Genomic DNA, 18,696 nt, shown 5'->3' with positions numbered 1-18,696 from the left:
TTTAATAGTCCAAGTTTTTGGCTTGTTGATGTTTTTCTGGCCTGGCCCCGTAGGGCTTGAACCAGGTTTCAGCCTTCAAGTCCGCCCATATCCATCGTTTTATCCCTGGCCGGGCCCGTCGGGCCCATCCCATTCCCCATGCCCCAGCAGATCGTCATAGCCGAGCAACTGCGAATCGCTGCAGTTCTCAACGACGAACGTGTTGATGAACTGGTTGTAGCCCAAGGCCGCTATCAGATCGGAGACGTCTATCTAGGCACCGTTGAAAATGTGTTGCCTGGCATCGATGCCGCTTTTGTAAATATCGGCGAAAGCGAAAAGAACGGCTTTATTCACGTCACCGATCTGGGTCCCCTGCGGTTGCGCAAGGGAGCTGCCGCCATTACCGAGCTGCTGGAGCCGCGCCAGAAGGTGTTGGTGCAGGTGATGAAGGAGCCCACCGGTACCAAGGGCCCCCGCCTCACCGGCAACCTGGCCTTGCCGGGGCGGTTTTTGGTGCTGCAGCCCCACGGCCAGGGAGTGAACATCTCCCGCCGCATCAACGGTGAGAACGAGCGCAACCGGCTGCGGGCCCTCGGTGTGCTGATCAAGCCACCAGGCGCCGGCCTGCTGATCCGCACCGAGGCAGAAGCTGTTAGCGAAGAGCTGCTGATCGACGACCTTGAAGCCCTGCTGCGCCAGTGGGAGGGCATCCAAACCGCCGCAGAAACCGCCAGCCCGCCGGTCCTGCTCAACCGCGACGAAGACTTTGTGCATCGCGTCTTGCGCGATCTCTATAGCCCAGAGCTGGTGCGGGTGGTGGTTGATACACCGGAAGCGGTTGCCCGGGCCAATGCCTTTTTGGGCTCTGATCACACCACGGTGCTGGTGGAAGCTCACACCGAATCGGCGGAGATTCTCGAGCATTTCAAGGTCAATGCCGCCATTCGCGATGCCTTGAAGCCGCGAGTTGATCTGCCTTCCGGCGGCTACGTGATTATCGAGCCCACCGAGGCGCTCACTGTCATTGATGTCAACTCCGGCTCCTTCACCCGCTCGGCCAACTCCCGCGAGACGGTGCTCTGGACCAACTGCGAAGCGGCGGTGGAGATCGGCCGCCAGCTGAAGCTGCGCAACATCGGTGGCGTCGTGATCATCGACTTCATTGATATGGAGTCCCGTCGTGATCAGCTGCAGCTGCTCGAACATTTCACCCAGGCGGTGCGCGACGATGCCGCCCGTCCCCAGATAGCCCAGCTCACCGAGCTCGGCCTAGTCGAGCTCACCCGCAAGCGCCAGGGGCAGAACATCTACGAACTGTTTGGACGAGCTTGTCCCAGCTGTGGGGGCTTGGGTCATGTGGCCGTGCTGCCAGGCAAAGACACGCTTCAGCCCCTGGCAACCCTCACCGGCCTGGTGCGCTCCGTAGCATCGGCTCGCGCTGAGGTGCTCAGCCCCAGCATCCCCGAGGCCGCTACCGGTCGCCGCCGCCGAGGCGGGCGAAGCGTGCGTAATGGCAGTGAGTTCCTCGATGCGCCTGCCACGCAGGCCGCTGATGGGGTCGAGATCGTCCCGATCGAGGCACCTGTCTCAGGCAGTGGCGCCAGCATGGAGCCGGCCCCCCGCCGCTTTGATCAGGAGCTGGTGGCCGTGCCGATGGATGCGGACCAGGAATTGGTGTTTGGTTGGATGGGCCTCAATCCAGCCCTGCTGCTCGAGCAGCCCCCCAGCAACGACAACGTCGTGGTCAGGGTGGTTCGCCCCGGCATGGAGGCGGAAGAAGTGCTGGAGCAAGCCAGGCAGCAGCTGGCAGTTGCTGGTTCCCGTCGTCGCCGCGGACGAGGTGGTCGCGGCGGTAATGGGGCCGCCGCTGATGGTCAGTACGGCGCTGGAGAGATGCCGGCCTCAGGCGTAGAGACTCTGCTTATGCCGGCCCCGGTGGAAATTACGCCCCTGCCAGAGCTCAGCGAGCCCGAGACAGTGGTCACGGTGTCGGTGCCGACCACTGCCAGCATCGCTCCTCCTGAAGTCGAGATTCCAGCTCGCCGCGGTCGCACCCGCAGTTCTGCCGCCAAAACCCCAGCAGCGAAAACCCAAACCTCCCAAGCCACAACCTCCCAAGCCGGCACCCCCCAAGTAGACACCGCGTTGGCAGTTGCTGAGCCGGAGCTTGATGAGTCAGGCGAACCACGTCGCCGCCGCCGGCGCTCCTCGGCCTCCAGCTGAGTGGGTCCGCCGGAGTCGGATCCCTGGCAGGGCAGGGATCCGGGCGAGTGCGCCGGCGTTGATGAGGTCGGTCGCGGTTGTCTGTTCGGCCCTGTTTTTGCTGCTGCGGTAGTGCTGCCGGCCGCAGCGCTAAAGCCCTTGGCTGGTCTGGGGCTCACCGACAGCAAAAAGCTCACCGCCCGGCGGCGAGCGGCCCTGGTGCCCGTTATCCGGCGCCTGGCGGCTTCCTGGGCCCTCGGCCAGGCCTCGGCGGCAGAAATCGATCGCGGAGGCATCCGGCTAGCAACAGAGCTGGCCATGGCCCGCGCCCTGCAAAAACTGTCGTGTCCGTTTGAGCTGCTGCTGGTGGATGGGGTGCTGCCCCTGCGGGGCTGGCACGGCGACCAGCGCACAATGGTGCGAGGCGATAGCCACTGCCTGGCGATTGCGGCCGCCAGCGTGCTGGCCAAGCAGGCCCGGGACGCCTTGATCACCGCCCTGGCGGAGCGCTACCCAGGCTACGGGCTGGAGCGTCATGCCGGTTATGGCACGGCCTTGCATCGCGCCGCCCTCCAAAACCTCGGCACAACGCCGCTGCATCGTCATAGTTTTTTGGGGCGGCTGGAGCTCAGTGCTCCTGGCACCAGAGGCGATAGTCGCTGAGTAGCTGCTGCCCCACCCGGCCCTTGATGCCCAGCAGGATGCCTGCCAGCAGAGAGCGGCCGGTGGCTTCCAGCACCTTGGCGGGAATCAGTTTGAGCAGTGAGGGCTGGCTCACCGTCACGGCCAAGCTGGCTTCCCCTTCCAGCCCGTTGGCACCCGCTGCCAACCAGGATCCCAGGGTCAGCCGGAAATCATCCACTAGCCCCAAACCCTCCAGTTCACACTCGGTGGCTTCCAGCACCAGCCGGTCTTGGGCCAGGCGGATTCGCAGATCCACCACTGGCTGAATCTGCAGTTGAAATACCTGCAGATGGGTCACCGCGTAGCGATAGTGACCTGGGCCGAGGGGCTTGAGCTGGTCGGGATCCAGCAGGGCTTTGACCACCCGATCCTGATCGCTCAAGTAGGCGGCCAGCCGTTCGGGCTGGTGGCTCACGTCAAGTTGCAGTTGCTGACTGGCGCAGAAGGCCAGGGGCATGGCCTGCGGGCCGGCGCGGCATGATCCTATCGGTCACCACTCGATGGCCTCTCCTCGGTTTCGGAAACGATGCGTTTTGCCTTCCTCGGGCCGGCCGGCACCTACGGCGAGCAGGCAACCCGGCAACTGGCCGAGTTGGAAGGTGTCGCCAACCCTGAATTGGTGCCTCAGCCAGGTATTCGGGCCGTTGTTCAGGCCCTAGCCCATGGCACCTGTGATGCGGCAGTCGTGCCTGTCGAGAATTCAGTGGAGGGGGGGGTGACGGCCTGCCTGGACGCGCTCTGGGAGCATCCGGATCTCAGCGTCGCCCGGGCCCTGGTGCTGCCGATCCGCCATGCCCTGCTTGGCAGCGGCCCGATTACGGGTGTGAGTGAGGTGTTGTCCCATCCCCAGGCCCTGGCCCAGTGCAGCCAGTGGCTGTCGGAACACCTGCCCCAGGCCCTGCAGTTGCCCACCAGCTCCACGGCGGAGGCGGCCCGCATGGTGGCGGGCAGCCGCTTCCGCGCGGCGATCGCCTCCCAGCAGGCCGGCACGGAGCATGGCCTGCTGGAGCTGGCCTACCCGATCAATGATGTGGCGGGCAACTGCACCCGCTTCCTGTTGCTGCGGCGGGGACCCCGCTCCTCGCAGGGTCCGATGGCAAGCCTCGCCTTCTCCCTGCACTCCAACCAGCCAGGGGCCCTGCTCGAAGCCCTGGGCTGCTTTGCCCAGCGCGGGCTCAACATGGGCCGAATCGAGTCGCGCCCATCAAAGCGGGAGATGGGTGAGTACATATTTTTCGTTGATCTGGAGCTTCCCGATGGATCGACCCCTCTGGAGGCAGCCCTTGCTGAGCTGGCGCCCCTTTGCGAGCACCTAGCCCTATTTGGGGCCTACCCAGTCACCAACCTCGCTTAGGCCTGGCTGGGTTTGCGACCGCGAAAGACGCCAAATTGCATCAGTCCGGTGGCGAAGGACCAACGCATCAGCAGGATCGTGGGTGTTTCGCGTAGGCCTTGCAGAACTGCGGCGGGACCCAGTCCCAGGATGGCGCCGGGCCGGCGTACGCCCTCAAAGATCGATTCGATCCAGGAGGGCAGGGTGGCGCTGGTCCAGTCGCCGGTTTCGATTGTCATGCCACCAGCCTGCTGACTTTGCTCGAGATGCTTTTGCAGTCCGCGGATACTGGCGAATTCAGGGTGGGCCCACTGTTCAAGCAACTGACGCATCACCCAGCGCTCTCGCCGATCCATGGCGCCATCGGTCGGATCGCGCCGGTTCCAGTCAGCTACAGCCAGCAGGCCGCCAGGTTTGAGCACCCGCAACAACTCATCGGCGTAGCGCTGCTTGTCGGGCATATGGGGACAGGCCTCCACACTCCAGACGGCATCAACGCTGGCGTCGGCAATTTCCAGGGCGAGGGCATCCATCACCGCAAAGCGGCAGCTGAGGCCGGCTGGAGTTAGGGCTGTGGCCCGGGCGATCTGGGCCGGGCTGATGCTGATACCCAGGACGTTCAGTCCATAGTCCCTCGCCAGGATGCGGGCGCTGCCGCCAATGCCGCAGCCCACATCCAGCACGGTGGAGCCGCGGGGCAGTTGGTCGAGGCCGCTCCAGCGCGCCAGTTCATGGACGAAGGTTTCTTTGGCAACTCGGAAATCCTGGTGGCGCGACCTGCCGCTACCACTTTGGAGGTAGTAGCCCAGGTGGATATGGTCCCCCCAGAGCCGCTCCAGCAGCTGGTCATTGGTCCAGCGGTCGTAGGCGTCTGCGACGCTTGCAGATGATTCATAACGCCGCCGGCGTTTCAACCAGAGGCGCGCTGATAGGGCGACGGCTAGGCAGCCAAGGGCTCCTGCCCCGATGGCGGCGGCCAGGGGCCAGCTCAGGACGGTCATGGCAGGAGTTATTGGGGCTGGAAGGTGTCTTTGAGCACGGTGCGTGCCGCCAACTGCCTCCTGGTCTGGTCCAGCAGTTCGTATTCCTGGCGCAGGCGCTCGCTGGTGTCAGTGATCTCCAGCAGGGCCTGCTGGTGGTCGGCCACGGGGCCACCTAGGTGGGCTCCGATCCAGAACGACAGCTCCCGGGGCAGGTCGGGCAGGTCGTTGGGCAGGCTGGCCGGTTTGCCAATCAGCTTGCCGGTGAGTTCCACCACATCCCGCAGGGCCTGGCCGACATCGCCCGCTAACGCAGCCAGCTCCGCATGGCTCGTCTCGGGTTCATCCTCAATCCAGCTCACCATTCCCACCCGAAAGGGCGCCTCACGCACGATGTCGAGTACGCGAAAACGCTGTTGCCCCATGGTCACAATGTTGCTGTGGTCGTCGTCCTGGGTCTGGCAGTGCAGGATCTCGGCACAGCAGCCCACATCGGCCATGGTCTGGTTTTGGGGGTCCCAACGCACAACTCCGAAGCGCTGGTCTCCGGCCATCACGGTGCGCAGCAGCATCCGGTAGCGGGGCTCAAAAATATGAAGTGGCAATACTTCCTGGGGGAAGAGCACCACGTCGGGCAAGGGAAACAGCGGCAGCTCCCTTACGGCCAGCTCGCCCATGGCTTTAACAGGAGATGCAAGAGCATCCTAGAAAAAATGCCCCTGCCACGCGTTGGCGTGACAGGGGCCGGCTTCAGTCAGCGACTGTTCAGGCAGGATTACCCGAGATTGGGCTCAGAGCTTGACTTCAATATCAACGCCGCTGGGTAGGTCAAGCTTCATCAGTGCGTCGATGGTCTTTGCCGAAGGGCTGTAGATATCGATGATGCGCCGATGGGTACGGGTTTCGAAGTGCTCGCGGGAGTCTTTGTCGACGTGGGGCGAGCGCAGCACGCAGTAGATCTTGCGCTTGGTTGGCAGCGGAATGGGGCCGATCGCCGTTGCGGCGGTGTGGTCGGCAGTTTCGATGATTTTTTCGCAGGAGAGATCAAGCATCCGGCGATCAAACGCCTTGAGGCGAATGCGGATCTTCTGCTGGGCAATGGCTGTGGACATGTCAGATCAGGCGTCAGGAAGCTCCTGGGCGGAACGCCCGGGTGGCTGGTGGAGCTGGATTGTCGAGGAGCGGCAGGTGGGGTGGAGACCCAAATAGGTCCCACCCCAAAAACCTACCTCAGGATCAGGCGATGATCTTGGAAACCACGCCTGCACCGATGGTGCGGCCGCCTTCGCGGATGGCGAAGCGCATGCCTTGCTCAATGGCAACGGGGCAGATCAGCTCGCCGGTCATCTTGATGCGGTCACCGGGCATCACCATTTCGACGTTGGCGCCGTCGTCAGAGGTGAAGGCCGTGATCTGGCCGGTCACGTCAGTTGTACGGATGTAGAACTGAGGGCGATAGCCAGCAAAGAAGGGGGTGTGGCGGCCGCCTTCTTCCTTCTTCAGCACGTAGACCTCACCTTCGAATTTGGTGTGGGGCTTGATGGAGTTGGGCTTCACCAGCACCATACCGCGCTCGATGTCCTCTTTCTGGATGCCGCGCAGCAGTAGTCCACAGTTGTCGCCAGCCAAACCCTCTTCGAGCAGCTTGCGGAACATTTCCACGCCGGTGACAGTGGTCTCGCGGGTGTCGCGGATGCCGACGATTTGAACGGTTTCGCCAACCTTGACCTTGCCGCGTTCGATACGGCCAGTTGCCACGGTGCCACGACCGGTGATCGAGAAAACGTCCTCGATTGCCATCAGGAAGGGCTTGTCGACTTCGCGCTCGGGCTCAGGAATCGACTCGTCGACGGCGTCCATTAAGTCGAGAATCTTGTCAACCCACTCGTTGGCACCGCGCTCGGCCTTGTTGCCAGCTTGGATATATTCCAGGGCCTTCAGGGCTGAACCTGGCACTACGGGGATGTCATCGCCAGGGAAGTCGTAGCTGCTGAGCAGCTCGCGCATTTCCAGTTCGACAAGCTCGAGGATTTCCTCGTCGTCGACCATGTCCTTCTTGTTCAGGAACACCACTAGGGCGGGAACGCCGACCTGTTTGGCAAGGAGGATGTGCTCCTTGGTCTGGGCCATCGGCCCGTCGGTCGCGGCTACTACCAGGATCGCGCCGTCCATCTGGGCGGCACCGGTGATCATGTTCTTGACGTAGTCAGCGTGGCCGGGGCAGTCCACGTGAGCGTAGTGACGCTTGACGGTCTCGTACTCGACGTGCGCCGTGTTGATAGTGATGCCCCGCTCTTTCTCCTCAGGAGCACCATCGATTTCGTCGTAGGCCTGGGCCTTGGCCATGCCCTGGGACGCCAACACGTTGGTGATGGCAGCCGTGAGGGTGGTTTTGCCGTGGTCAACGTGGCCGATGGTGCCAATGTTGACGTGGGGTTTGTTCCTTTCGAACTTCTCGCGTGCCATGAGTAGAAAGAATCGGGGGGTTAGTGGGTAGAGGAGTGATCAGGAATTGCCCTGATTCTTGGAGATGATGGCCTCAGCCACATTGCGAGGAACTTCCTCGTAATGGCTGAACTCCATCGAGAAAATACCCCGACCCTGGGTCATGGATCGGAGCTGGGTGGCGTAGCCGAACATTTCGGCCAGGGGCACTTTTGTTTGGACTTTGGACTGACCTTTGTCAATGGACTGCCCTTCGACCTGGCCACGACGGGATGAAAGGTCGCCGATGACCGACCCAAGGTAATCCTCGGGGATCTCGACTTCCACCTTCATCATTGGCTCAAGGAGTACGGGATTGCACTTCTTGACGGCGTCTTTGAAGGCCATGGATCCGGCGATTTTAAACGCCATCTCCGAGGAGTCGACGTCGTGGTAGGAACCGTCAACCATAGTTGCCCTGACGTCGATCATGGGGAAACCAGCAATCACACCGGATTGACAGGTCTCCTTCATACCAGCTTCTGCGGGACCGATGTACTCCTTCGGAACGATGCCACCAATAATTTTATTGACGAATTCGAATCCTGTGCCTGGCTCGCCTGGCTCCATTTCGATCACTACGTGGCCGTATTGACCTTTGCCACCAGTCTGACGAGCATATTTCCCTTCCCCTTTGGAGCTGGTGCGAATGGTTTCGCGATAGGACACCTGCGGAGCGCCGATATTTGCTTGAACATTAAATTCGCGCAGCATCCGATCCACCAGGATTTCAAGGTGGAGTTCTCCCATGCCAGCAATAACTGTCTGGCTGGTTTCTGGATCGGTGGAGACCCGGAAAGTGGGGTCTTCTTCTGAAAGTGACTGAAGAGCTTTGGAAAGCTTCTCCATATCACCCTTGGTTTTTGGCTCGACAGCCACCGAGATCACTGGCTCTGGGATGAAGAGCGATTCGAGGATGATCGGGTCAGATTCGATGCAAAGTGTGTCTCCAGTGGTGGTGTCTTTAAGGCCCAAGACTGCTCCAAGATCACCTGCACGGAGCTCGTCCACCTCTTCGCGGTCAATAGCCTTGAGCAGGATCAAGCGGGAAATGCGCTCCTTCTTGTCCTTGGTGGAGTTGAGTACGTAGCTGCCTTTATTGAGTACCCCGGAGTAGATGCGTACAAAAGTAAGCTTGCCGTAGGGGTCAGCCATTACTTTGAAGGCCAACGCACTAAATGGTGCGCTGTCTTCGCAGGAGCGGTTTGCCTCGCTGCCATCTGCCAGTAGGCCAGTGATGGGAGGTAGATCAACTGGTGCTGGTAGGTAGTCAACCACTGCGTCTAGCACCAGCTGAACGCCCTTATTTTTAAAGGCTGAGCCACAAACAATGGGCACTAAGCCATGATGGATGGTGGCTTGGCGGATGCCTTTGACCAGCTGCTCTTCGGTGAGCTCGCCATTTTCCAGGAAGGGATCGATTAAGTCTTCGACGGACTCAGCGACCGTTTCCATCAACTTGAGGCGCCACTTTTTAGCCTCTTCAACCATGTTTTCAGGAATTTCACTCTCAATGATGTCGGTGCCGAGATCATTCGTGTAAATAATCGCCTTGTTGCGCACAAGGTCAATAATTCCCTTCAGATCTCCCTCGGCTCCGATCGGCAGTTGGATCGGGGCAGCATTGGCTTTGAGTCGATCCTTGATTTGCTCGTAGACCTTGAGGAAGTCGGCACCGGTCCGGTCCATCTTGTTGACGAACACGATCCGGGGCACGTTGTAGCGGTCAGCCTGACGCCAAACGGTTTCTGACTGAGGCTGAACGCCACCAACGGCGCAGAAGACAGCGACCACTCCGTCCAGGACCCGCATCGAACGCTCCACCTCGATGGTGAAGTCGACGTGCCCGGGGGTGTCGATGATGTTGATGCGGTTGTCTTTCCAAGTGGTGGAAATGGCAGCTGCGGTGATCGTGATCCCACGCTCCCGCTCCTGCTCCATCCAGTCGGTCACCGCTGCACCGTCGTGGACCTCGCCCATCTTGTGGACAACGCCTGAATAGAACAGAATCCGTTCAGTCGTCGTGGTTTTGCCCGCATCGATGTGGGCGGCAATACCAATATTTCTTACGCGTTCCAGTGGAAAGGCGCGGGCCACGGGGGAGGTCTCCGAAAGGTCAACAAAACGTGAGCGTCACTCTACAGACCGGGTCTGTAGAGGCTGAAGTCGCCCTGGGCTTCAGCAGTTTCAGGCAGGATCAGTAGCGGTAGTGGGCGAAAGCCTTGTTGGCTTCAGCCATCTTGTGGGTCTCTTCCCGCTTGCGAACCGCGCTACCGGCTTCGTTGGCTGCATCCATCAGCTCACCGGCCAATTTCTGGGCCATGCTGCGACCGTTGCGGGCGCGGGAGAAATTCACCAGCCAGCGCAGAGCCATGGCTGTACCGCGCTCCTGGCGAACTTCCATCGGCACCTGGTAAGTGGCACCGCCAACCCGGCGGGCACGAACCTCAACCAAAGGGGTGGCATTGCGTACAGCTGTCTCAAACAGCTCCAGGGGATCAGTACCGGTGCGGTCGTTGATCAGGGAGAAGGCATCCGAAAGGATGCGCTGCGCCGTGGACTTTTTGCCGTGCTTCATGAGCCGGGCCACGATCATGGAGGCCAGGCGGCTGTTGAATTGGGGGTCGGGAAGCACTGGGCGCTTCTCGGCGGCATTGCGGCGAGACATGGTCGACCGGAGCGGGGAGAACTAGGGGAAGGGAATGGAGCGGGCATCGGTGACGCCCTTTGCTGAAGTTGCTGCTCAGCGGCTGGTCACGCTGAGCTAGGCGGTTTCAGCTCTTTGGCGTCTTGGCGCCGTACTTGGAACGGGACTGGCGACGGTCCTTGACGCCCGCGGTGTCCAAGGTGCCGCGGATGATGTGATAGCGGACGCCAGGCAGATCCTTGACGCGTCCACCCCGGATCAGAACCACAGAGTGCTCCTGAAGGTTGTGTCCAATGCCGGGGATGTAGGCGGTCACCTCAAAGCCAGAGGTGAGACGCACCCGAGCGACCTTGCGCAGGGCCGAATTCGGCTTCTTGGGGGTGGAGGTGTACACGCGTGTGCACACACCGCGGCGCTCGGGACAAGCGCGTAGGGCGGGCGACTTGGTCTTCCGAGAAAGACTCTGGCGCTCAGTACGGATTAGCTGCTGAATGGTGGGCATCGAGGACCGGGGTCTGGTCGGAGAATATTGGTCGGACGTCCGACCGATTTCGACAATCCGCCACCTTACTGGGTCGCCTGTCGCCCTCCTCCTAAGCGGCTGAATGCAGTGCCGCAGGCGCAACTCACCGTGCCTTCGCCTGGACGTACCAAAAAGCCGCCGCCGCTGATGTCACCCCGGTAGTCCAGGCTCAGGCCGCTCAGCAGGTTCAGTTGCTCTGCTGGCGCATAAAGGGTGATGCCATCGGCGCGAGCAACCGGCGTGCCCGCCAGGTGGCCGGGGCGCAATCGAATCGCCCAGCGCTCACAGCGCCCATCAACTAAATCCAGATGCATCATCCCGGGGGTGCCCGCCACAGCCGCGTGGCGGCCCAGCTCGGCGGCGGCGGCGGCGGTCACGCGCAGGCTGTGCGCCTTGGCCATGGGGGTCTGCATATCTGAACTAATTTTGGCAGCTTTCTCACGGCACTAGGCCGACACCGTTGTGAACTGATCCGGCCACACCCCGACCTTTCACCTGCAGGGAACCCCCCAGCACCAGCCCGGTGGAGCTGCCGCCATCGAGATTTAGGGCATCTTGCAGGCCTAGCTGTTGCAGCAGCGCGGCGGTTTCCCCCAGGGAGGGGCCGCTGTCCTGGATCCCCTCCAGGGTGATCAGCCAAATCTGGCGGTCGTCTCTGGCCAGCACGGTGCGGGGTGCTCCTTGGCTGAGGAAGGCGGAACTGAAGTTTTCGGCGGCGCCATTGAGCACGATGCGGCCTGCCTGCAACAGCAATGGCCCCCCGCCAATCACGTGTGTTGCGAGGCCGAGGTTGCTGCTGGGGCGGCTTTCGATCTGGAGCCGATCGCCTAAGCCCCAGGGCAGCTCCGCTCCGCCCCTTCCCACCAGCAGCAGGTCATCGCCCCGTAGCGCCACACCCGCATCCAATTCGGAGGGGCCAAGCTGCTTTCGCACCAGGCCCCCTTGGATTAACAAGCCAGTCTCAGAGCCACTCAGGGCTCGGTAGTTGGGCCCCCAGTCGGCGGTATAGCGGCTGATACCTCGCTGCACGTAGCCACTGTTGACAACGGCGACCGGTAGACGCAGAGCTCCGGGGCCCACAACCCACTCTGAAAGCTGTAGCCGGCCAAAGCGGGGCATGGTTCGCCCGTCCCAGGCGGCGACTCCCCGGTTCAAAATTGGTCCGGAAAGCCAGCGGCCGTCTTGTTTGAGAGCTCCCAAGGGCAGGCGCCTTACCCGGTTGAAGTAACCCCCATTGATCGCTACCCAGGCCTGCTGCTGGTTGGCGAGCTGCACCAGGGAGCTGAGGCCCTCCATGCCTCCAGGTCTGGCCAGGGGCCGCAGCTGCAGTGAGGCCTTAAGTGGATCAATGCGGATCGCATTGATGCGCACCCCCTGGCGCACCAGGCGATCCCACTGAAGTTCTTTGCCAAGTAGGGCCTGCAGGCGCGGATCGATCGGGGCTGGACTGTCAGTGCGGCTAGCGGCCCCCTGATCCAGCCACTCGATCACCACCCGGTTGGGTTCGCCCAGGCTGAATACCCGCGTCAATTTGGCTGCGGAGGGTTTGAGCCTCAGCCCAGCGCTGTCCTGCCGGGCCTGGAGGCCCAGGCTCCCCAGCAGGGTTTGTTGGTCACTGCGGCTGAGCAGGTCAACCACCAGTCCGGCGTCGTCTCTACCAATGGCCGCCGGGCCACCCAGGTCGAGCACGATGCGCTTGACGGGGCCAGGGTTTGAGCTGCGCACCTGGAGCAGCTGGGGCCTGGCCAGCTCCAGGCTGAGCAGGCTGCCCTCGTGGCGTAGGCCCACGCCGACGCGGCCAAACAGGCTGCTCACGTCTACCGCTACTTCGTCTTCGAGGCTGCGCTGGGCGCTGGCGGGCACCTTGAGTTCCTGGCCAAACCACTCCAGCTCCAGAGCGCCATCGCTGCGGCTGCGGCTGGTGACTCCGAGCTGGTTCTCGAGCACCTCTAGGGGGATCCACAGTTGTTGGGGCGTGTCGCCCAAGCCCCTAACCCAGAGCCAGCGGGCGCTCTGGAGCCGGCCATTAATGCGGATACTGCTGCCCTGGCGCTCAGTTGTGGCGGCCGCACCGATTGGAACAAGAGGCGGCGGCGGTGGCGGCGTAATCGGCATGGCCTGGCCAACCCCTGGCAGGCACAGAACTAGGAGCCAGCCAGCCAGGAATGCAGTAGAGGCCATGGGCCAGCCTGGCCGACAGCCTTGAAAGCTAGCCCTCTTTAAGGGTTTGGGCGCACTGCTTTGAGGATGTGCATCCCTAGGATCAGCTGCTCTGCTGCTGCCAGCACCTGTGGGTGTTAGCGGCGCTGCCCTGACAGATCAACTGCCGGACCGTCTCGGGTTATGCCTCACTTCTCTCGCCCTGTTTGGCCCCATTGCGATAGCGCTGCGCCGACCGCTGTCGCTGGCGAAAAGGACGCCTGTGGTGTGGGCTTTCTGGCCAATCTTCAGGGCGAAGCCAGCCACTGGGTGCTGCAGCAGGCCCTGCGCGGCCTTGACTGCATGGAGCACCGCGGCGGTTGCGGTGGCGATGGTGATTCCGGCGATGGGGCCGGGGTGCTCTGCGGCATCCCCTGGAGCTATTTAGAAGAGGTATGGCCTGAGGCGGCGGCAGCGAAGGGAGCGGCTCGCGGGCTGGGCATGGTTTTCCTGCCAGCCGATGCTGCAAAGCGCGAGCAGGCAAAACTTTTCTGTGAAGATGAGGCCGCCAAGCTGGGCTTGGGCAGCCTGGGATGGCGTGCAGTCCCTCTGGATGCATCTGTTCTCGGCTCCCTGGCCCGCCAGACCGCTCCTGCCATTGAGCAGTGGCTAATTGCCGCAGACCAAGCCGGTGACGATCTGGAAGCGTTGCTATTCAGGCTGCGCCGCCGTTGCGGCGATCGGGCCCGCGCCGTTTGGGGGCCAGGGCCTGGTGAGCTCTATTTCGCTTCCCTGAGCAGCCGAACTGTTGTCTACAAGGGCATGGTGCGCTCAGCGGTGCTGTCTGCTTTCTATGGCGACTTGCGCGATGCACGCTTTGCCGTGAGCTTTGCGGTGTATCACCGCCGTTTCAGCACCAACACCCTGCCCCGCTGGCCCCTAGCCCAGCCCATGCGGCTGCTGGGTCACAACGGCGAGATCAATACTTTGTTGGGCAACCTCAACTGGGCAAGGGCTTCGGAAGCAAATCTCGATGCGGTCTGGGGGGAGGCGGCTGCAGAACTGAAGCCAGTGGTGAACCCCGCCTTCAGCGATTCCGCCAACCTCGACGCCACCCTTGAGCTGCTGGTGCGCAGCGGCCGGCCGATCACCGAGAGCCTGCTCACCCTGGTGCCAGAAGCTTTCCGCGACCAGCCCGAGCTGGCAGATAAGCCCGATATCCAGTCGTTTTACGAGTATTCCGCCTGCACCCAGGAGCCCTGGGATGGTCCGGCCCTGCTGGTGTTCGCCGATGGCCGCTGCGTGGGAGCCACCCTCGATCGCAACGGCCTGCGCCCCGCCCGCTACTGCATCACCAGCGACGGTTTTGTGGTGATGGGCTCAGAAACCGGTGTGGTCGAGCTTGAGGAGAGCCGGATCATCGAAAAGGGTCGCCTCGGCCCTGGCCAGATGCTGGCGGTGGATCTGGAGCAGGGCCGCCTGCTGCGCAATTGGGAGGTGAAGGCCGAGGCTGCCGCCCGCCATCCCTACGGTGACTGGTTGGCGCAGCATCGTCGCAACCTCGTTCCCCAGCCCTGGACCAAGGAGCGTCAGCTGGGAGATCTGGAGCTGCTGCAACAGCAAACGGCCTTTGGCTTCACCGCCGAAGACTTCGAGCTGGTGATCGAGGACATGGCCGGCGCGGCTAAAGAGCCCACCTATTGCATGGGCGACGACATTCCCTTGGCGGTGCTTTCAGACAAGCCCCACCTCCTCTACGACTACTTCAAGCAGCGCTTCGCCCAGGTCACCAACCCGCCGATCGATCCCCTGCGGGAAAAGCTGGTGATGAGCCTGGAGATGCATCTGGGCAGGCGGGGCTCGCCGCTGCGCCCCGAAGCTGCCTCGGCGGCGGTGCTGCACCTGGCCAGTCCGATCCTCAATGAGGCGGAGCTTGCGGAGGTTGGCCGGCAGGGCCTGCCCACCACCACCCTTTCCACGCTGATGGCCGTCACCGACGGCCCCGGAGGTCTCGAGCTTGCGGTTCAGCGCCTGCGCAGCTCTGCCGAGGCGGCCGTGCGCGCCGGCAGCCAGATCCTGGTGCTGAGCGATCGGGGCGGCGAGGCTGGTGGGATCAATGCCACCACGGCCACCATTCCACCGCTGCTGGCTGTGGGCGCGGTGCATCACCACCTGCTCAACCTGGGCTTGCGCCTGCAGGCTTCCCTGGTGGTGGAAACGGCCCAGTGCTGGAGCACTCACCACCTGGCCTGCCTGATCGGTTATGGCGCCAGTGCCGTTTGCCCCTGGCTTACCTGGGAAACCAGCCGCCACTGGCTAGCCCACCCCCGGGTGCAGAAGCTGATCGAAACCGGCAAGTTGCCGGCGCTCAGCCCCGATCAGGTGCAGGCAAATGTGCGCAAGGCCCTAGAAGACGGCCTGCGCAAGATTCTCTCCAAGATCGGCATTTCCCTGCTGGCCAGCTATCACGGCGCCCAGATCTTCGAAGCCATCGGCCTTGGCGCCGATCTGATCCAGCTTGCCTTCAGTGGCACCACCAGCCGGGTGGCTGGCCTCAGCTTGGGCGAGCTGGCCAGCGAAACCCTCAGCTTCCATGCCAAGGCCTTCCCCGAGCTCCACCGCACCAAGCTCGAGTTCATGGGCTTCGTGCAGTACCGCACTGGCGGCGAGTATCACCTCAATAGCCCGGAGATGGCCAAAGCCCTGCATGCCGCCGTCAAGGCGGGCCCCGGCTACGACCACTTCTCCACTTACAAAACCCTGCTGGAGCACCGGCCAGTCACGGCCCTGAGGGACCTGCTGGAACTCAAGCCCGCTCTCGCCCCGCTGCCGATCGAGCAGGTGGAGAGCGTGGAGAGCATCTGCAGTCGCTTTTGCACCGGCGGCATGAGCTTGGGGGCCCTCTCGCGCGAGGCCCACGAGGTGTTAGCCATCGCCATGAACCGCATCGGCGGCAAGAGCAACAGCGGTGAGGGCGGCGAGGATCCGGCCCGCTTCGGGTTGCTCAGCGATGTGGACGGCGACGGTCATTCGCCGACCTTGCCCAGCCTCAATGGCCTGCGCAACGGTGATACCGCCTGCTCCGCCATTAAGCAGATCGCCTCAGGGCGCTTCGGTGTGACCCCCGAATATCTGCGCAGTGGCCGCCAGCTGGAGATCAAGGTGGCCCAGGGGGCCAAGCCGGGTGAGGGCGGCCAGCTGCCTGGTCCGAAGGTTGATCCCTACATCGCCTGGCTGCGCAACAGCAAGGCCGGTGTGGCCCTGATTTCGCCGCCTCCCCATCACGACATCTATTCAATCGAGGATCTGGCCCAACTGATCCACGACCTGCACCAGGTGCACCCCGCCGCCAAGGTGAGCGTGAAGCTGGTGGCCGAGATCGGCATCGGCACCATCGCTGCTGGTGTGGCCAAGGCCAACGCCGATGTGATTCAGATCTCCGGCCACGACGGTGGCACGGGCGCTTCACCGCTCAGCTCGATCAAACATGCCGGCAGCCCCTGGGAGCTAGGCCTCACTGAGGTGCACCGGTCGCTGCTGGAGAACGGCTTGCGCCATCGGGTGCTGCTGCGGGCCGATGGCGGCCTCAAAACCGGCTGGGACGTGATCATTGCCGCCCTGCTGGGCGCTGAGGAATACGGCTTCGGCTCGGTGGCGATGATTGCCGAAGGCTGCATCATGGCCCGCGTTTGCCACACCAATAACTGCCCGGTGGGCGTGGCTACCCAGAAAGAAAACCTGCGCAAGCGCTTCCCCGGCGTGCCCGAGCACGTGGTGAATTTCTTCCTGTTTGTTGCCGAGGAGGTGCGTCAGCTGCTGAGCGTGCTTGGCGTGGCCCGGCTCGAAGAGCTCATCGGCCGCAGTGAATTGCTGCAGCCCCGGGCCGTGGCTCTCGCCAAAACCAGCGCCCTTGATCTCTCTTGCCTGATTGACCCGATCCCCGCCGTTGCTGATCGCAGCTGGCTTCTGCACGACGCCCAGGCCCATGGCAATGGACAAATCCTGGAAGATCAGCTGCTGGCCGATGCTGAGGTGCTGGCGGCTATCGAGGGCCACGGCCGCGTGGCCCGCACCCTGGCGATTGTGAACACAGATCGCAGCGTGGGCGCCCGCCTCTCCGGTGAGATTGCCGCTCGCCACGGCAACAAGGGCTTCGGTGGCCAGCTCGACCTCACCTATGAGGGGGCAGCCGGCCAGAGCTTCGGGGCCTTCGTGCTCCAGGGCATGAACGTGCGCCTGGTGGGTGAAGCCAACGACTATGTGGGCAAGGGCCTCAATGGCGGACGCCTCACCGTGGTGCCCCCTGCCGGCGTCAACGACCCTGGTAACCAGGTGATCCTGGGCAACACCTGTCTCTATGGCGCCACAGGTGGAGAGCTCTTCGCCCTAGGCCGCGCCGGTGAGCGCTTTGGCGTGCGCAACAGCGGGGCCAAAACCGTGGTGGAGGGCGCCGGCGACCACTGCTGCGAATACATGACCGGTGGGGTGGTGGTGGTGCTGGGCAGCACCGGTCGCAACGTTGCCGCCGGCATGACCGGTGGTGTGGCCTTCATCCTTGATGAGAGCGGCGGCTTGGCGGAGCGGGTGAACCCGGAGATAGTGGCCATCGCTGAGCTCACAACCCCCGAGCAGGAGGCCCTGATCAAGCCCCTGCTGCAGGCCCATCTCGACGCCACCGGCAGCGCCATGGCCGCCGCCATACTGGCCGATTGGTCCACCTGGAAGGCCCAGTTCAAGCTGCTGGTTCCCCCCAGCGAGAAGACCACCGTGGGCCTGGCGGAACGGGAGGCTGCGCTGGCTTAGCGCGGATACTCCCGCATCAGCCGCTGCACCTCGCCGGCGTGATAGCTGCTGCGGGTGAGCGGGCTGCTTACCACCTGCAGGAAGCCGAGCTCCTGCTCACCGTGCTGCTTGAACGCCGCAAATTGCTCTGGGGTCACGAAGCGATCCACTGGCAGATGTTTGGGGCCTGGCGAGAGGTACTGGCCGATGGTGACGATGTCCACCTGGTGGCGGCGTAGATCGGCCATCACCTCTTTCACCTCAACGTCGCTCTCACCCAAGCCCGTCATCAGGCCGGATTTGGTGTAAGTGCGCGGCCAGCCCTCGCGCACCCTCTCCAGCAGCTCCAGGGAGCGCTCGTAGATGCCCTGGGGCCTGGCTTTTTTGTAAAGCCTGGGCACGGTTTCGATGTTGTGGTTGAGCACCTCAGGGGCGCCTTCCATCACGGTGGCCAGGGCATCCCAGTTGCCGCAGAAATCGGGGATCAGCAGCTCGATCGTGGTGAATGGTGAGCGCTGGCGCACTTGCTCAATGCAGGCCACAAACTGGCTGGCGCCGCCATCGGCCAGGTCATCGCGGTTCACCGAGGTGATCACCACGTGGCTCAGGCCCAGGCGTGCCACCGCTTCCCCCAGCCGTTCAGGTTCGCTGGGGTCGAGCTCCCGCACGCTCTTGTCGAAGTCGATGTCGCAGTAGGGGCAGGCGCGGGTGCAGCCCGGCCCCATGATCAAGAAGGTGGCCGTGCCGCCGGCAAAGCACTCGCCGATGTTGGGGCAGCTGGCCTCCTGGCAGACGGTGTTGAGCTTGAGATCCTGCAGCAGGTCTGCCACCTCGCCGATGCGCTCCCGCTGGGGGGCCTTGACGCGCAGCCAGTCGGGTTTGAGCAAGGCGCCAGTAGGGCCCCGGGGGGCCAGAAGAAGGGCTAGATCCAACTTTAGGA

At 63.0% G+C, this 18,696-nt stretch carries 15 protein-coding genes; 4 read left to right on the top strand and 11 right to left on the bottom strand.

The window, feature by feature from the left end; translation table 11 throughout:
* Nucleotides 1–138: 138 nt before the first annotated feature.
* Both KBY85_RS05675 and KBY85_RS05670 read left to right on the top strand, forming a co-directional pair.
* Nucleotides 139–2,205 (top strand): Rne/Rng family ribonuclease, encoded by a 2,067-nt coding sequence (locus KBY85_RS05675; protein ID WP_254960534.1) that lies wholly within the window; start codon nucleotides 139–141, stop codon nucleotides 2,203–2,205.
* The gene (locus KBY85_RS05670) at nucleotides 2,206–2,847 is read left to right on the top strand and encodes a ribonuclease HII (RefSeq protein ID WP_254960533.1); all 642 of its coding nucleotides are present in this window, start codon (nucleotides 2,206–2,208) and stop codon (nucleotides 2,845–2,847) included.
* Here the strand turns inward: KBY85_RS05670 and KBY85_RS05665 are convergent.
* Nucleotides 2,813–3,325: a DUF1997 domain-containing protein gene (locus KBY85_RS05665; RefSeq protein WP_254960532.1), complete on the bottom strand. Its 513-nt coding sequence runs from the start codon at nucleotides 3,323–3,325 to the stop codon at nucleotides 2,813–2,815. The two genes, KBY85_RS05670 and KBY85_RS05665, sit on opposite strands and share 35 nt — an antisense overlap.
* A 69-nt stretch (nucleotides 3,326–3,394) precedes the next feature.
* Here KBY85_RS05665 and pheA point away from each other — a divergent pair, with 69 nt between their 5' ends.
* Entirely contained in the window at nucleotides 3,395–4,222 is an 828-nt protein-coding gene (gene pheA / locus KBY85_RS05660; RefSeq protein ID WP_254960531.1) for a prephenate dehydratase, read from the top strand.
* Here pheA and KBY85_RS05655 read toward each other — a convergent pair.
* The 9 genes from KBY85_RS05655 to KBY85_RS05615 all read right to left on the bottom strand — a co-directional run bounded on the left by KBY85_RS05655 (nucleotide 4,219) and on the right by KBY85_RS05615 (nucleotide 13,016).
* Nucleotides 4,219–5,202 (bottom strand): methyltransferase domain-containing protein, encoded by a 984-nt coding sequence (locus KBY85_RS05655; RefSeq protein WP_254960530.1) that lies wholly within the window; start codon nucleotides 5,200–5,202, stop codon nucleotides 4,219–4,221. The genes pheA and KBY85_RS05655 overlap by 4 nt on opposite strands.
* Nucleotides 5,203–5,210: 8 nt before the next feature.
* Nucleotides 5,211–5,858, bottom strand: a complete 648-nt coding sequence (locus tag KBY85_RS05650) for an LON peptidase substrate-binding domain-containing protein (protein ID WP_106632421.1) — start codon at nucleotides 5,856–5,858, stop codon at nucleotides 5,211–5,213.
* A 114-nt stretch (nucleotides 5,859–5,972) separates the two neighbouring features.
* Nucleotides 5,973–6,293, bottom strand: coding sequence for a 30S ribosomal protein S10 (rpsJ, locus tag KBY85_RS05645; RefSeq protein WP_006910513.1), 321 nt, complete (start codon nucleotides 6,291–6,293; stop codon nucleotides 5,973–5,975).
* 124 nt (nucleotides 6,294–6,417) lie between these two features.
* A complete protein-coding gene (tuf, locus tag KBY85_RS05640; protein ID WP_254960529.1) occupies nucleotides 6,418–7,647 on the bottom strand; it encodes an elongation factor Tu in 1,230 nt (409 codons plus the stop codon).
* A 39-nt stretch (nucleotides 7,648–7,686) separates the two neighbouring features.
* Nucleotides 7,687–9,762: an elongation factor G gene (gene fusA, locus KBY85_RS05635; protein WP_254960528.1), complete on the bottom strand. Its 2,076-nt coding sequence runs from the start codon at nucleotides 9,760–9,762 to the stop codon at nucleotides 7,687–7,689.
* A 100-nt stretch (nucleotides 9,763–9,862) separates the two neighbouring features.
* Nucleotides 9,863–10,333 (bottom strand): 30S ribosomal protein S7, encoded by a 471-nt coding sequence (gene rpsG / locus KBY85_RS05630; protein WP_106632418.1) that lies wholly within the window; start codon nucleotides 10,331–10,333, stop codon nucleotides 9,863–9,865.
* 106 nt (nucleotides 10,334–10,439) lie between these two features.
* Nucleotides 10,440–10,814, bottom strand: coding sequence for a 30S ribosomal protein S12 (gene rpsL / locus KBY85_RS05625; protein ID WP_106632417.1), 375 nt, complete (start codon nucleotides 10,812–10,814; stop codon nucleotides 10,440–10,442).
* A gap of 65 nt (nucleotides 10,815–10,879) precedes the next feature.
* Nucleotides 10,880–11,236, bottom strand: a complete 357-nt coding sequence (locus KBY85_RS05620; RefSeq protein ID WP_254941763.1) for an AIR synthase — start codon at nucleotides 11,234–11,236, stop codon at nucleotides 10,880–10,882.
* Nucleotides 11,237–11,273: 37 nt separating this feature from the next.
* Nucleotides 11,274–13,016, bottom strand: a complete 1,743-nt coding sequence (locus KBY85_RS05615) for a phosphodiester glycosidase family protein (protein WP_254960527.1) — start codon at nucleotides 13,014–13,016, stop codon at nucleotides 11,274–11,276.
* A 162-nt stretch (nucleotides 13,017–13,178) separates the two neighbouring features.
* Here KBY85_RS05615 and KBY85_RS05610 point away from each other — a divergent pair, with 162 nt between their 5' ends.
* Nucleotides 13,179–17,777 (top strand): glutamate synthase-related protein, encoded by a 4,599-nt coding sequence (locus tag KBY85_RS05610; RefSeq protein ID WP_254960526.1) that lies wholly within the window; start codon nucleotides 13,179–13,181, stop codon nucleotides 17,775–17,777.
* Here the strand turns inward: KBY85_RS05610 and lipA are convergent.
* Nucleotides 17,774–18,643, bottom strand: a complete 870-nt coding sequence (lipA, locus tag KBY85_RS05605; RefSeq protein ID WP_254960525.1) for a lipoyl synthase — start codon at nucleotides 18,641–18,643, stop codon at nucleotides 17,774–17,776. The two genes, KBY85_RS05610 and lipA, sit on opposite strands and share 4 nt — an antisense overlap.
* Between the last annotated feature and the right edge of the window lie 53 nt (nucleotides 18,644–18,696).

The organism is Cyanobium sp. BA5m-10 (genome assembly GCF_024346255.1).
In the GTDB taxonomy this organism is placed as follows: domain Bacteria; phylum Cyanobacteriota; class Cyanobacteriia; order PCC-6307; family Cyanobiaceae; genus Cyanobium_A; species Cyanobium_A usitatum.
This window is presented reverse-complemented; position numbering and strand designations above follow the sequence as displayed.

What these genes read in the sequence shown, in the direction of transcription:
- KBY85_RS05615 (WP_254960527.1), bottom strand. Translation starts at nt 13,016, where the DNA reads ATGGCCTCTACTGCATTCCTGGCTGGCTGGCTCCTAGTTCTGTGCCTG.
- KBY85_RS05655 (WP_254960530.1), bottom strand. Translation starts at nt 5,202, where the DNA reads ATGACCGTCCTGAGCTGGCCCCTGGCCGCCGCCATCGGGGCAGGAGCC.
- KBY85_RS05650 (WP_106632421.1), bottom strand. Translation starts at nt 5,858, where the DNA reads ATGGGCGAGCTGGCCGTAAGGGAGCTGCCGCTGTTTCCCTTGCCCGAC.
- KBY85_RS05620 (WP_254941763.1), bottom strand. Translation starts at nt 11,236, where the DNA reads ATGGCCAAGGCGCACAGCCTGCGCGTGACCGCCGCCGCCGCCGCCGAG.
- rpsL (WP_106632417.1), bottom strand. Translation starts at nt 10,814, where the DNA reads ATGCCCACCATTCAGCAGCTAATCCGTACTGAGCGCCAGAGTCTTTCT.
- KBY85_RS05610 (WP_254960526.1), top strand. Translation starts at nt 13,179, where the DNA reads ATGCCTCACTTCTCTCGCCCTGTTTGGCCCCATTGCGATAGCGCTGCG.
- rpsG (WP_106632418.1), bottom strand. Translation starts at nt 10,333, where the DNA reads ATGTCTCGCCGCAATGCCGCCGAGAAGCGCCCAGTGCTTCCCGACCCC.
- rpsJ (WP_006910513.1), bottom strand. Translation starts at nt 6,293, where the DNA reads ATGTCCACAGCCATTGCCCAGCAGAAGATCCGCATTCGCCTCAAGGCG.
- KBY85_RS05675 (WP_254960534.1), top strand. Translation starts at nt 139, where the DNA reads ATGCCCCAGCAGATCGTCATAGCCGAGCAACTGCGAATCGCTGCAGTT.
- pheA (WP_254960531.1), top strand. Translation starts at nt 3,395, where the DNA reads ATGCGTTTTGCCTTCCTCGGGCCGGCCGGCACCTACGGCGAGCAGGCA.
- KBY85_RS05665 (WP_254960532.1), bottom strand. Translation starts at nt 3,325, where the DNA reads ATGCCCCTGGCCTTCTGCGCCAGTCAGCAACTGCAACTTGACGTGAGC.
- tuf (WP_254960529.1), bottom strand. Translation starts at nt 7,647, where the DNA reads ATGGCACGCGAGAAGTTCGAAAGGAACAAACCCCACGTCAACATTGGC.